Here is a 13381-nt window from a genome sequence, read left to right as displayed (position 1 = left end):
AACCATGGCGAGTTACACCGCGCCGGGCTGGTATGGCAAATTACCGGCCACCGGTGATTTTCTGCGCCAGCGGCTCAGTGAAGCCACGGTGACGCCGTGGAGCCACTGGTTTCAACAAGGCTTAATCCACTGGCATCAGCAGGAAGAGGCCAGTACGCAACAGTTTTTACGCGCGCCGGTATGGAATTTTGTCCTGCCGCTATCGCCGCTGCGCCAGCAGGTGCAGTTGGGCTGTCTGCTGCCCTCTTGCGATCGCGTTGGCCGTGCGTGGCCGCTGCTGGCGCTGCACAGCATTCCGCTCAGCGCGTGGCATGCTTCACAACTGGCGATCTCCGGCGACTGGTATCAGGAACTCGGCGCGCTGCTGTGGCAGGCGGTGCGCGATCGCCACAGCCCGGACGCGCTGGAGACGCAGATTCAGCAGCTGGCTCCGCTGCTGCTGCCGGATAAGCAGCGCAGCGACATCATGGATGTGATTGGTTTTGACGATTTGCCCTGCACCCTGAGCTGGCGTGAAGTGGCCGATCGTTTTGATCCCCAACAGCACATTAGCTACTGGTGGAGTAATCGCAGTGACGGCTTTGCCCACGCCACGCATAAACACAGTGGCCCGCTCACCGCGCAACTTTTTTCGTTATTGTTTAACCCGGCGGCGGGTGCCCAGCCGGGACGTAATGGCCTCTATCCACCGATGTTTGAGTAGGCCAGTGCGCTTGCCTTGTTAACGGGATGACTCATGCAATTTACCATTGTGCAGTGCAATACGGATGTGCCCGCCAAAACCGTCGCGTTTAGCCCGCCCGGCGGGACCATCGGCCGCAGCCAGGATAACGATCTGGTGCTGCCCGACGAATCGCGCGCTATCTCGCGCCTGCAGGCGCTGGTGCACCTGTCGCCAGACGGCGAGTGCCGCCTGACCAACCAGGGCAGCGTCACTTCAGTGGTGCTGAACGGCGTGGCGCTACAGCGCGGCTCGCAGGTGCGGCTGCGCCACGGCGATACGCTGCAGATTGGCGAATATGGCCTTGAAGTGTGTGACCCGGCGTGTCAGAACGCACCGCAGGATGATCCACTGGCGTTTTTTGCTGACAGCGCCGCCGATCCGCTGGGTATGCAGCAGGACGAAAGCGTGCCGGTACCGGAAGTCCTGCCGCAGAGTGACAGTCCGCGTCACGAACGCCGCCCGGACGCACGCCTGGCGATCGATCCGCAAAGCGATGCGCCCGTAGTGCCAGCCGTGCTGCCGGGCGCCGATCAGGACAAACTGATCGCCGCGCTGCTGGAAGGTATGGGCCTGAATAATGGTCACCAGACGCCGATCACCGAAGAGCAGATGCGCGTCACCGGCCGTATGCTCAGCCTGTTTTCGCAGGGTACGGTTGCCCTGCTCTCTTCGCGCTCCATCCTCAAGCGCGGCGTGAAAGCCGACATGACGATGATCCTTAACGAAGCCAATAACCCGTTTAAAATTCTGCCTTCCGGCAAAACCGTGCTGATGCAGATGTACCAGAGCCAGATGCCTGGCTTTATGCCACCGGAAGCAGCGGTGCGCGATGCGCTGGTGGATTTACAGGCGCATCAGCTGGGGATGATTGCCGGCATTCGCGCCATCATTGCCGCGATGCTGCAGTCGTTTAATCCGCAGCGTCTGGAAGAGGAAGCGCGCAAAGACGGCGTGCTGCCTAAGATGCCGTTCAGCGGCGGACGTAAAGCGGCGCTGTGGGACTATTTTCTCCGTCACTATCAGCGCACTGCGGGCGAGATTGAAGATGACTTCCACACCCTGTTTGGTGAAGCCTTTCTGCATGCCTACGACATGGAAGTGAATCAGTACAAAGATTCCCAGACGCGGACCGAAGACGCATGAAGATGAAGTTTGCCAGCCGCTGCCAGCAGGGTATGCGTGACGAAAACCAGGATCGCACCGGTGCCGAAGTCGATGAACAGAAAGCCTGTTTTCTGGTGTGCGACGGCGTGGCTGGTCTGCCCGGCGGCGATTATGCGGCCCAGCTGGTGCGCGATACCCTGTTGACGCAGCTGCAGCAAAGTGAAACGTTCACGCCGGAGAGTACATGCGCGGCGATAGAAAAGTGTCAGCAAACGCTGGTCAGCGCCCAGGGGAACAATCCGAATTTTTCGCGCATGAGCACCACCCTTGCCGCCCTGTTTATTGACCGCACAACGCAGCGCGCATGGTGGGCGCACGCCGGTGATAGCCGGGTTTATCACTTCCGCCACGGGGTGCTGCATCAGGTGACGCGTGACCACAGTCTGGCGCAGCAGCTGCGCGAAGCCGGCTATGAAAATACCGGCATTAACAGTAATTTACTTTATAATGCGCTGGGTATTGAGCCGGCCCGACCGGCCACCTTCAGCGAGGTGATTGAGCTGACCGATGGTGACGCATTTCTGGTCTGTACCGACGGCTTCTGGCTCAACCTCACCACCGACGAAATGGAACAGGCACTGCGCATGGTAAACGCCTGCGAAGAGTGGCTGGCATTGATGGAACAGGCCGTAAACCGCAGTGTTAAAAGCGACAATCTCAGCGCTCTGGCAATCTGGATTGGCGAACCGCAGGACGCGACGCTGCTTTATTCCCAGGCTGATGCGGCACGTTTTCTGCCGTCACGTTATTGATTGCAAGGATCATTATGAAACTGTGGTTGCCGGGCGTTGCCGCCCTGTTACTGGCCCTGAATGCGCAGGCGGAAGATTACCGGGTGGTCTACTCGCCCAGCCTGTCGCTGGAAGTCTATATCGATAACGTTGCCAGTAATGCGCCCGACGACTGGTGTAAAGAGACGCTGCCGCTGCGCATCGTGTCCGGTAAAAGTAGCGACACCAGCATTCTTACCAGCTTCCTGCCGCGCGTCGGTACGCTGCTGGCGAACCAGTGCGGCCTGCTGGATGAGATCCCCTGGCAGATGACCAGCAAAGAGGGCAGCGTGCTGGCTAACGGCAGCGCGGCAAAACTGCAGAACTGGCGGCCAATCATCCTTAATGACGCGACCGCCAGCGCCAGCGCCAATACCGCAGCGCCGCTGGATTTATCGCGTCCGGCCGACAGCACGCCGCTGCAGCACTTCGCCCTGCCCGGCGGCTGCCATTTCCGTACCTGGTGGGATGAAAACGGCGGTTCGCTGTTTATCCCTGAGAACCCGCAGCAGCATTGCTCAACCGAGGGCTGGCTGGAAGGTCCGGCGGCGATGACGCTGCTGAGTGACGGCAAAACGCGCAGCCAGACGGTAACCTTCCTGCAGGGTTATCCCATCGCCGATCTTACGCTGACCCGCACGCCGCTGGAGGTGGTAGCGGTGAACAAACAGCGCATGATTGTCACGCGGCCCGATGCCAGTGATAGCTGGCTGGTGCTGCCGTTTGATGCTCAGCAGCACGTCTGGCGTTTCAGCGGCACGCTGCTGATTAAAATGGATAAAAACACCGGCACGGATAGCGAAGCGGTGAAATCGCGGGTTGATAGCTTACGCGGCATCTGGTCGCCGCAGTTTATGCCACAGCAAAAAGTGACTGTGTTACTGATTGACACCCTGCACGCCGATCTGGCCGATCCGGCAATTGGTGCCTGGCGTAACATTAATTAATTAGCGGTTGTTGCCCGCCGTCACCGGCGTGACGGGGCGCTACAGGACGTGTTCAGAGAGCTCACTATGTCGGCAAACGAAAATCATACCCCCAATGCCCTGCCTGCGGGCTACCGGTTTAACGAGTTTGAAATCAAGGAAGTGATCGGCGGCGGCGGCTTTGGCATTGTCTATCGCGCCTGGGATCATCAGCTGGAACGCACCATCGCCATCAAAGAGTACATGCCGGTGTCGCTGGCGGTACGCGGTGCGGATCTGGCGCTGGAACTGCGCGGCGAGCGCTTCCAGAAACTGTTTAATGCCGGACGCAACAGCTTTATTCAGGAGGCACGGCTGCTGGCGCGTTTCAATCATCCCGGTCTGCTGCACGTCCTGCGCTTCTGGGAAGAGAACGGCACGGCTTACATGGGCACGCTCTATTACAGCGGCATGACGCTGAAAGAGTGGCAGCTCACCAGCCCGGACAGCATTGACGAAGCGTGGATTCGCCGTCTGTTACCGCCGCTGTTTGGTGCCATCAACACCATTCACACCGCCGGTTACCTGCATCGTGATATTTCGCTCGATAACATTCAGATTCAGGAAAATCAGCTGCCGGTGCTGCTCGACTTTGGCTCGGCGCGCAAAGAGATTGGCAACCTGTCGGATGAAACCGAGATCATGCTCAAGCCGGGCTTCGCGCCGATTGAGCAGTACAGCGAAGAGGGAGAAGTCGAACAGGGACCGTGGACCGATATCTACGCGCTGGGCGCGGTGCTGCATACGCTGATCACCGGCCACGCGCCGCCGGTCAGCGTGGTGCGCTGCATTGAAGATAACTACCAGCCGCTGGTGGAGCGCAAGCCTGAGGGGTATTCGCTGCCGCTGCTGCACGCGATCGACTGCGCGCTGGCGATGAGGCCGGAAGACCGGCCACAGAGTATTGATGCTTTTGCCCGGCTGATCGATCTGCCGGTGAGCGATGTCGAAGCGCTGGTGACGACCTTCCCGGTGGAGAGCCAGTCCGCGCCCGAGTCGGTAGCGGCCGTGCCGGAACCGCAGGTAATGGCGGTTAATCATGCTGCCGCCGCGATTGAACCGGTGACGCCACGCAATGTGCGCCGTCTGTCGCCCGCCCTGCTCGCTGCCGCTGCCGTGGCGTTGCTTGCCGTGATGGTCGTAGTGTGGAAAGCCAATCGCCCGAGCGACGCACCGCCGGTGGCGGCCAGCAGCGCCCCGGCGGCGACCCCATCAGCGGGCAGCGCGCCCGCCAGCAGCGCACCAACCATGGCGACGGTTTATCTGCAGTTGCAGGCAGGGGAAAATATCGTGCTGAACGGTGAAGCGAAGGATGTGAAACCCGCCAGCAGCGGTTTCGCCTCACTGAATCTGGCGGCAGGCAGCTATCGTATTGAAGTGCATCACGGCAGCCAGGTGCGCAGCCAGATGCTGACGATTAACCAGCCGGGCACCTGGCTGATTAATCCGGGTAATTGAGGTTAGCCGCGCGCGGCGCTCTGCTGCAGCGCGCGCACTTCGGCCGCAAGGCGCGTTAACGCCTCTTCCTGCATGCCGCGTTTGCCCAGCTCCTGTTCCAGCGAGAACAGATACTGCGCGTTGCTGCCAAGCGGACCACTGGCCTGAGCGATCAGCGGAGCAATGGTGCTGCGGCAGGAGTCGGCTTCATACAGCGGATGACGCGGATCCATGATAAACACCAGCGCCGTAACCGTGCGGCCATCCTCCAGCGTCAGTTCACACCAGGTGGGCAGATAGCAGCCGGTGATCATTTCCCGTTTCCACAGCAGCTCAAGCTCTTCATGCAGGCGCGCTTCCGGCAGGCGAAACGCCAGACCGCTGGTAGAACCGCCCTCTTTCAGCGCCAGCATCCGTCCCGGTGCGGCAACGGTGCCGCGTCCGGCGGTCAGCCGCAGGCAAAAAGCACGGTGCCAGCCCTCAAGCCGTCCGGTCGCCACCTCTTCCGCTTCAAAGACCGGGTTCCACATCAGGGAACCGTAGCCGAAGATCCACACCGGGCTTTGATCGGGACGACAGGCAAGTGTGGCGCAGAGCGACGCGGCGCGCTTCTCACAGCTCCACAGCAGCGCTTCGTCAATATCACCAAATGAAGTTTTGCAATCCGCTTTTAGTAAGAATTCCCGGGTTAACACTGCGATCTCCTCTACTGCGCTGACCTTCCTGTCGTTATGGCTCCCTGAATCTGCGATTTTACAGGCGGCGCCCGCGGCGTCGACTTAAGACAAGACAGTAATGCATTTGCCATAAACGTTTCAAGATTGACCCCGATCACAAAGGGGAAATTATCTGTAAATAGCATCGGCTGCCTGGCAGGATTCTTGAACGAAGCGCGGAGAAGTGTGAAGCGGGCCGCAGTGGCCCGCGCGGGAGCTAGTGTTTAGGATGCCACTTGTCGTCCTCGCCTTTGGCGTACTCTTTTTTGACCGCCGCCCAGGCGACTTTGTGTGCCACCTGCTCGCGCGATTCATCACCGCGACGATCGTCTTCATCTTTATACTGATCCCAGGCGCTGTTAAACGCCTTTTGGTAGATGGTTTGCGCATGGCCCGGCAGCACGTGGCGCACGCTGTCCGGCAGTTCCCGGTTCGATGAATAAGGCATAGTTCCTCCTGTTTCAGGTTCCCTGTATAAGTCTGGAAGAGAACGGCAAAAACGCAAACCTGCTATTTCATACTTCTGCCAGCAAATAAGGCGGGTAGTGAGGATAAGGCCAGATGATTCAGTTCTGTTCTTACTCCTTTCATGCAGGATAGATGAGAAACACGCACTCTTAACCTGCTGATGAAAAGGGTTAATTCGCTGATTAGCGCTAATTTCACTTCGTTCAGGTAAAAATGACAAAAAGTAAAAACGCGTAAAAAATCTGCGTGAGCAGTGGTGAAAAGTTACACTGCGCTTCGTCAGATGAGTCACTATATTTATCAGGCAGCAATTGCCTGTTTTTGTTCTTTTTGCCGAAGAGGATGGCGCATGGCTGGACATGAGAAGACCCGACACAGCGAGTATTCGCTGATTTTCCCGATTCTGGCGCTGGCGGTGCTGAGCTTTTTTGGCGGCCAGACAGCGCTTCTGCCGGTAATCGGCATCAATCTGCTGGCGCTGGTGGCGATTTTAAGCAGCGCCTTCAGCGTAGTACGTCACGCCGACGTTCTGGCGCACCGGTTAGGTGAACCTTACGGCTCGCTGATCCTCAGCCTGTCAGTGGTAATTCTGGAAGTGAGCCTGATTTCGGCGCTGATGGCGACCGGCGATGCAGCGCCCGCGCTGATGCGCGATACGCTCTACTCCATCATCATGATCGTTACCGCCGGACTGGTGGGCTGTGCCCTGCTGCTAGGCGGGCGTAAATTTGCCACCCAGTACGTTAACCTGGCCGGCGTGAAGCAGTACATGATCGCCATTTTCCCGCTGGCGATTCTGGTGCTGGTGTTTCCTAATGCCCTGCCCGGCGGCAATTTCACCACCGCGCAGGCGCTGATCATTGCGGCGATCTCTGCGGCGATGTACGGCGTGTTCCTGCTGATTCAGACCAAAACCCACCAGAGCCTGTTTGTTTACGAGCATGAAGACGAGAGCGATGATGGCGACCCGCATCACGGCAAACCTTCCGCGCACAGCTCGCTGTGGCACACCGCGTGGCTGATTGTGCATCTGATCGCGGTGATCAGCGTGACGAAGATGAACGCCAACTCGCTGGAAATGCTGCTCACTGAAATGAACGCGCCGGAGCAGTTTACCGGTTTCCTCGTCGCGCTGCTGATTCTGTCGCCGGAAGGTCTGGGCGCAATCAAGGCGGTGCTGATGAATCAGGTGCAGCGCGCGATGAACCTGTTTTTCGGTTCGGTGCTGGCCACCATTTCATTGACGGTGCCGACGGTGACCATTATCGCCACCCTGACCGGTCAGCAATTGATTTTCGGCCTTGAGCCGCCGCATATGGTGGTGATGAGCGCGGTGCTGATTCTGTGCCACATCTCGTTCTCCACTGGCCGCACCAACGTGCTCAACGGCGCAGCGCATCTGGCCCTGTTTGCCGGCTATCTGCTGACAATTATGCTGTGATGTTAAATGAAGTGGTCGCCATGAATGGCGACCCTACAGCGCAGGGTGCGCATTCATGTGCATCAGGTGAATCGGTCGTCATGAACGGCGACCGTACAATGTAGGGTGCGCATTTATGCGCACCTGGATAGAGATATCTTTACGGCTTAATAACAGCCGTTAGCACATCTGGCCCTGCCAGCTATTTGCTAAAAATTAAGCCTTAAATCGAATAGTTTATTGCTAATTTTCTGTTTACCCGAAGAAGTTAAAATGTTCACTGCATGCACTCTGGCTGCCAGTGATTATTTATGATTGCTTGTAAATAACCCATACGTCAATTGACTTACCTTCCTTTCAGCCCCGACACCGTATCAAAATGCTGCTTGAACATTAAAACTTTACCGCTTAGCGATGGACGCTATCAGCTTTAATGTTAACCATGAGAGAAAAGCAGATAATAAAATAGTTGCGATAATCAACGCATCAATGGTCGATAAAAAAACATGAAAAGGGTTCACTAATTTACCTAACAGCATATACGATGATTCGGAAAGGAATCTGAAAATGATCTCAGGAATAACAATTGCGTAGCCTAATGTTAAGACAATTAGTAATAGTATCCGTTTCATTTCCATGCATGCTCCTTGCAACAAGATGTGATGAGTATATAATCGTTTCTTAAGGATTTCTACAGTAAGGGATGATTAACCATGTCGTATCTGAAATTGAAGCTTCAGGCTGATCGTACAATTGCACTCAATTTTGAAAAAGCACTGGCGCAACTGCGTGAAGAAACGCGAACCGCCAGTACTACAGTTGCCTCGGGAATTGAAAGAGCTAGCTGGTATAGTTCCTGCGTTTTTGATGATTACAAAGATGTATGTAAACGACTGAGAAGTGAAGATGTTCGTATGTTTTCAGCTCTGCCACAGGTTTTTTCACGACATGATGTCATCCTTGATATGGTTGAAATCTACTTTAGAAAAAAACTTGCGCGTCTCAGTGAACATAATGTTCAAAATCTGGTGCGCCAACTTGCTGAAAAGGCGGCTAATTATACAAGCGGTAAAGCTTCAAAACTCACCATTTCATTTCTTATCGCGCGCATAGTTACCGAATCTAAAGTTTTTAAGAGCTCGCTGGTTGATGTGATTGACCGGACTTCGCTTTATAGTGTCACAGTTTTAAAATTTTATGGGAAAATACAAATCGCTGCAACAGCAGCTCAGCATTTGAAATTTGCGGATCCGGAGTATTATTTCGATCTGTATCAACAGAAATTAGAAATGCTTTATTATCTCATAGAACCTGAAATGTCTAAAATTATTTACTTAAACAAATCCGGCTCAACAAATGATGAGCAAATATTGGCATTAGTAGAACGGTTACTGACAAAATGAAACGAATCTTTTCCTGGTTCTATGCATGGTTAAGTCAGTCTTTTTTTTCACTAATACCGGTGATTGCGGCGGTAGCAGGTGGAATACTTTTGACAGCGCTTTTCCCTCATTATGGGCTGTTGTTGACCCTACTCTGGGTCATTGTCATGGGTGCTATCTACGTGAAATATTTTAGATGGTTTTAACGGTCAATTTCAGTTGATACTTTATGTAATCCCTTCGTTGTTAAGCGCCTGCGACAGAATTTACCATTCTATTACAAAGGCACCCGCGGGTGCCTTTGCTGTTGCTATGACAAATCAGTTACTGGTATCCAGCTCCGGGAAGCTTTTAACCAGATCGTCAATCGCTTTCATCTGCGCCAGGAACGGTTCCAGCTTATCGAGCGGCAGCGCGGACGGGCCGTCGCATTTGGCGCTGTTCGGTTCCGGGTGCGCTTCGATGAACAGACCGGCGATGCCTACCGCCATGCCCGCACGCGCCAGTTCGGCAACCTGCGCACGACGACCGCCAGAGGCCGCGCCAAACGGATCGCGCGTCTGCAGCGCATGGGTGACGTCAAAAATCACCGGGCTGTTGTTAGTGACTTTCTTCATCACGTTGAAACCGAGCATATCAACCACCAGGTTGTCATACCCGAAGTTGCTGCCGCGATCGCACAGAATCACCTTGTCGTTGCCGCCTTCGGCAAACTTATCGACGATATTGCCCATCTGGCCTGGGCTGACGAACTGCGGCTTCTTCACGTTAATCACGGCACCGGTTTTCGCCATCGCTTCCACCAGATCGGTCTGACGCGCCAGGAAGGCCGGCAGCTGAATCACATCCACCACGTCGGCAACCGGCTGCGCCTGCCAGCTTTCGTGCACGTCAGTGATAATTTTCACGCCGAACGCCTGCTTCAGCGCCTGGAAAATTTTCATGCCTTCGTCAAGGCCGGGACCACGGTAAGACTTGATGGAAGAGCGGTTGGCTTTGTCAAAAGAGGCTTTGAACACATACGGAATGCCGAGCTTGTCGGTTACCTTCACGTAATGTTCGCAGATGCGCATGGCGAGATCCTGGGATTCCAGCACGTTCATGCCGCCGAAGAGAACAAATGGCAGATCGTTTGCGACCTTGATATCGCCGATACTCACTACTTTCTGTGTCATGCCCTTTCCTTAAATGTCGGGGGACGCTTAGTGCAGCGTCACCTGTTTCTGTTCAATTGCGTGGATCTGCACTTTAATCATCTCGCTGACTGGGTCTTCAGGACACTGTTCAACGAAATAGGTCAAATCGGTCAGTGCGATATGCTCACACTCCAGCTGGGCGTAAATCAAACCGCGGTCGCGAATCTCATAGGGATCGTCCGGGTCGATTTGCAGCAGCACCTGGCTGACGTTGAGCGCCAGCTCCATCTGCTTCTCATCCATCAGCGCCGCTTTCAGCGTGTCGAGCATTTTGCGCATCACGCTGACGGTTTTCGCTTCATCGAGGTCGTCAGAATAGAGCTTTGCCGTCGGGCTGATATTGCCCTTCAGCCACACTTCCAGCGTATGGGTGTCGAGCGTTTCACCGTTAAACGGATTGATCAGCCACATTTCACCGTCGAGCCAGTCGGCACGCAGAATAAGCTGCGTCGGGAAAATCACCGGCATCAGCGGCAGCTCTAGCTCATCCGCAATGTGCAGCAGAATCACGCCGAGCGATACCGCCGTCCCCTGCCGGCTCTTCAGCACTTTATCGATCCACAGCGCGTCTGACAGATTGTAGACGCCGCTGGCACCGCCAAAGCCCCACTGCTGGTAAAACAGATCGAGCAGCTTCTCCAGCTGCAGATCCGCATCCTGTTCGCTACTGACATAGCGCCGCGCCTCTTCAACCAGGTCAGCCAGCTGCTGCTGGACGGAAGGCGCGGAAAAATCATTACGTATGGCGCAGGTCGCGCCGATCACCGCTTCACTTAACGGTGTTTCACTGTAATCAAGTTGCACTGGCGAGGTCATACTATCCCCAATAACGGCATTTTGGTCATCGCCAGTTTAATCACCAGCAATAATGCGACCACGGCGACTAAACAGGCGACCCAGCGGGTCGCCATGCTGCGCGGGCGACGACTCAATGCCACGGAACCTAAGGCGATGTAGATGATAACCGCTAACAGCTTCTCCGTCAGCCAGCTTCCTTGTGGGGTAAACGGATAAAAGTGGGTAATCTGCACCAGCAGTGCACCGCTGAGCAGCAGGAATGTATCGTTGACGTGCGGCGCAATGCGCACCCAGCGGCGCTGCAGCAGGGCAGATCCGGTGGTCAGCCAGTAAAAACGCAGCAGAAACAGCGTGATGGTGATCGCGACTGTCAGCAGATGGAAATTTTTTATCAGCGGATACCAGCTGGCCATAGTGCTTCCTTAAGTAAGTTGTCCAAGCGTGACGCGCGGATTGCCGCCGTAATCCTCAACGGTGGTGACCGCCAGGAAACCGTGATGGGTCAGCAGCGCGCGTACAGCCTCGCCCTGCTGCCAGCCGTGTTCCAGCAGCAGCCAACCCTGCGGCTGCAACCAGTGCGGCGCGCGTTCAATGATTAATCGTAAATCGGCCAGCCCGGCCTCCTCCGCCACCAGCGCGCTGAGCGGCTCAAAACGCACGTCGCCCTGCTGCAGATGTTCATCGGCGGCATCAATGTAAGGCGGATTGCTGACAATCAGATCGAAACGTTGGGCGGGCAGATCGTCGAACCAGTGGCTGAGCACAAATCCGGCGTTGGTGAGGTGCAGGCGCTGGGCGTTGTCCTGCGCCAGCGCAACCGCAGCGGCGATGCGGTCGCAGCCGGTAATCTGACAATCGGGCCGCTCGCTGGCCAGCGCCAGCGCAATGGCGCCGGTACCGGTGCCGAGATCGAGCACCGCGGAGGGCGTCGCGGGCAGCCGCAGCAGCGCCTGCTCCACCAGCACTTCGGTATCCGGACGCGGAATCAGCGTGGCATCACTGACGCGTAGCGGCAGCGACCAGAACTCGCGTTCGCCCACCAGATGCGCAATCGGCTCACCGCGCACGCGGCGTGCCAGTAACGTCTCCAGCTGCGCCAGTTGCGCATCATCGAGCGGGCTGTCATCAAACGCAACCAGCCAGCTGCGCGACTTGCCGGTGACAAAACCCAGCAGAATCTCCGCGTCGCGCTTCGGGCTATCGCCTCCGCACAACGCAGCCTGCGCCTGCTGCAGCCAGCGCCGGACGTTCATCACTCCTGCCCGGCCAGTGCGGCCAGCTGGTCAGCCTGATACTCCTGCACAATCGGCTCGATCAGCGTATCCAGCTTGCCTTCCATGGTTTCGTCGAGGCGGTAGAGCGTCAGGTTAATGCGGTGATCGGTGACGCGCCCCTGCGGGAAGTTATAGGTACGGATTCGGTCGGAACGGTCGCCGCTGCCCAGCAGGTTACGCCGCGTTGAGGCTTCCGCCGCCTGGCGCTTCGCCATTTCCGCCGCGTGAATACGTGCGCCCAGCACCGCCAGCGCTTTGGCTTTGTTTTTGTGCTGCGAGCGCTCATCCTGGCACTCCACCACGATGCCGGTTGGCAGGTGGGTGATACGGATCGCCGAATCGGTGGTGTTAACGTGCTGACCGCCCGCGCCGGAAGAGCGGAAGGTATCAATTTTCAGATCGCCCGGATTGATGTCCGGCAGTTCGGCTTCCGGCAGCTCCGGCATCACCGCCACGGTACAGGCGGAGGTGTGAATGCGCCCCTGCGATTCGGTTTCCGGCACGCGCTGCACGCGATGGCCGCCGGATTCAAACTTCATGCGGCCATAGGCGCCATCACCGGTGATACGCGCAATGACTTCTTTGTAGCCGCCATGCTCGCCATCGTTGGCGCTCATGATCTCCACCTGCCAGCGACGCGCTTCGGCATAGCGACTGTACATGCGGAACAGATCGCCGGCGAAAATCGCCGCTTCGTCGCCACCGGTACCGGCACGCACTTCGATAAAACACGGACGTTCATCGTCGGGATCTTTCGGCAGCAGCAGCACCTGAAGCTGCTGTTCCAGCACCTCGCGCTTGTCGCGCGACAGCTTTAACTCTTCCTGCGCCATGTCGCGCATTTCCGCATCGTCGAGCAGCATTTCAGCCGTTTCGACATCTTCCTGCACCTGCTGCCATTCGCGGAAACAACGGGTGACGTCGCTCAGCTGGGCATATTCACGTGATAACGCGCGGAAACGGTCCTGATCGCCAATTACGCCGGCATCGCCCAGTAACGCTTCAACTTCTTCATGGCGTTCCTGCAGCGCTTCCAGCTTGGCAACAATCGAGCTCTTCATCTAATA

At 56.5% G+C, this 13381-nt stretch carries 14 protein-coding genes; 7 read left to right on the top strand and 7 right to left on the bottom strand.

Going from position 1 to position 13381, the window contains the following annotated elements; all coding sequences use genetic code 11:
* Positions 1-4 precede the first annotated feature (4 nt).
* The 5 genes from tagF to FT726_RS11405 all read left to right on the top strand — a co-directional run bounded on the left by tagF (position 5) and on the right by FT726_RS11405 (position 5081).
* The gene (gene tagF, locus FT726_RS11425) at positions 5-703 is read left to right on the top strand and encodes a type VI secretion system-associated protein TagF (RefSeq protein ID WP_058771215.1); all 699 of its coding nucleotides are present in this window, start codon (positions 5-7) and stop codon (positions 701-703) included.
* Between the two features lie 33 nt (positions 704-736).
* Positions 737-1867: a type VI secretion system-associated FHA domain protein TagH gene (gene tagH / locus FT726_RS11420; RefSeq protein ID WP_346302820.1), complete on the top strand. Its 1131-nt coding sequence runs from the start codon at positions 737-739 to the stop codon at positions 1865-1867.
* Positions 1864-2640: a PP2C family serine/threonine-protein phosphatase gene (locus FT726_RS11415; protein ID WP_288421827.1), complete on the top strand. Its 777-nt coding sequence runs from the start codon at positions 1864-1866 to the stop codon at positions 2638-2640. The genes tagH and FT726_RS11415 overlap by 4 nt, the downstream gene beginning before the upstream one ends.
* Before the next feature lie 14 nt (positions 2641-2654).
* The gene (locus tag FT726_RS11410) at positions 2655-3605 is read left to right on the top strand and encodes a hypothetical protein (RefSeq protein ID WP_058757494.1); all 951 of its coding nucleotides are present in this window, start codon (positions 2655-2657) and stop codon (positions 3603-3605) included.
* Positions 3606-3671: 66 nt separating this feature from the next.
* A complete protein-coding gene (locus FT726_RS11405; RefSeq protein ID WP_346302819.1) occupies positions 3672-5081 on the top strand; it encodes a serine/threonine-protein kinase in 1410 nt (469 codons plus the stop codon).
* Positions 5082-5083: 2 nt separating this feature from the next.
* Here FT726_RS11405 and FT726_RS11400 read toward each other — a convergent pair whose 3' ends face one another.
* Complete coding sequence (locus tag FT726_RS11400) at positions 5084-5755, bottom strand: gamma-glutamylcyclotransferase (RefSeq protein ID WP_021508695.1); 672 nt, start codon at positions 5753-5755, stop codon at positions 5084-5086.
* Between the two features lie 238 nt (positions 5756-5993).
* A complete protein-coding gene (gene chaB, locus FT726_RS11395) occupies positions 5994-6224 on the bottom strand; it encodes a putative cation transport regulator ChaB (protein ID WP_021313035.1) in 231 nt (76 codons plus the stop codon).
* A gap of 369 nt (positions 6225-6593) precedes the next feature.
* On the opposite strand from chaB, the gene chaA reads away from it, so the two are divergent.
* Positions 6594-7685 (top strand): sodium-potassium/proton antiporter ChaA, encoded by a 1092-nt coding sequence (gene chaA / locus FT726_RS11390; RefSeq protein WP_021508693.1) that lies wholly within the window; start codon positions 6594-6596, stop codon positions 7683-7685.
* Positions 7686-8377: 692 nt separating this feature from the next.
* The gene (locus FT726_RS11385; RefSeq protein ID WP_021312832.1) at positions 8378-9067 is read left to right on the top strand and encodes a hypothetical protein; all 690 of its coding nucleotides are present in this window, start codon (positions 8378-8380) and stop codon (positions 9065-9067) included.
* Between the two features lie 299 nt (positions 9068-9366).
* On the opposite strand, the gene kdsA is transcribed toward FT726_RS11385, so the two are convergent.
* From kdsA to prfA, 5 genes are read right to left on the bottom strand one after another with little or no spacing between them, the layout of a single operon-like run.
* Complete coding sequence (gene kdsA / locus FT726_RS11380; protein ID WP_021509944.1) at positions 9367-10221, bottom strand: 3-deoxy-8-phosphooctulonate synthase; 855 nt, start codon at positions 10219-10221, stop codon at positions 9367-9369.
* 27 nt (positions 10222-10248) lie between these two features.
* Positions 10249-11058 carry an invasion regulator SirB1 gene (gene sirB1 / locus FT726_RS11375; RefSeq protein WP_021509943.1) on the bottom strand — a complete coding sequence of 270 codons (810 nt, stop codon included), beginning with the start codon at positions 11056-11058 and terminating at the stop codon, positions 10249-10251.
* On the bottom strand, positions 11055-11453 hold the full coding sequence (locus FT726_RS11370) for a SirB2 family protein (RefSeq protein WP_288421823.1): 399 nt from the start codon (positions 11451-11453) through the stop codon (positions 11055-11057). The genes sirB1 and FT726_RS11370 overlap by 4 nt, the downstream gene beginning before the upstream one ends.
* A gap of 9 nt (positions 11454-11462) precedes the next feature.
* Complete coding sequence (prmC, locus tag FT726_RS11365) at positions 11463-12293, bottom strand: peptide chain release factor N(5)-glutamine methyltransferase (RefSeq protein ID WP_058774566.1); 831 nt, start codon at positions 12291-12293, stop codon at positions 11463-11465.
* Complete coding sequence (gene prfA / locus FT726_RS11360) at positions 12293-13375, bottom strand: peptide chain release factor 1 (RefSeq protein WP_058780680.1); 1083 nt, start codon at positions 13373-13375, stop codon at positions 12293-12295. The genes prmC and prfA overlap by 1 nt, the downstream gene beginning before the upstream one ends.
* Positions 13376-13381: the final 6 nt, after the last annotated feature.

This window comes from Pantoea sp. Morm, assembly GCF_016643525.1.
Lineage (GTDB): Bacteria > Pseudomonadota > Gammaproteobacteria > Enterobacterales > Enterobacteriaceae > Pantoea > Pantoea dispersa.
This window is presented reverse-complemented; position numbering and strand designations above follow the sequence as displayed.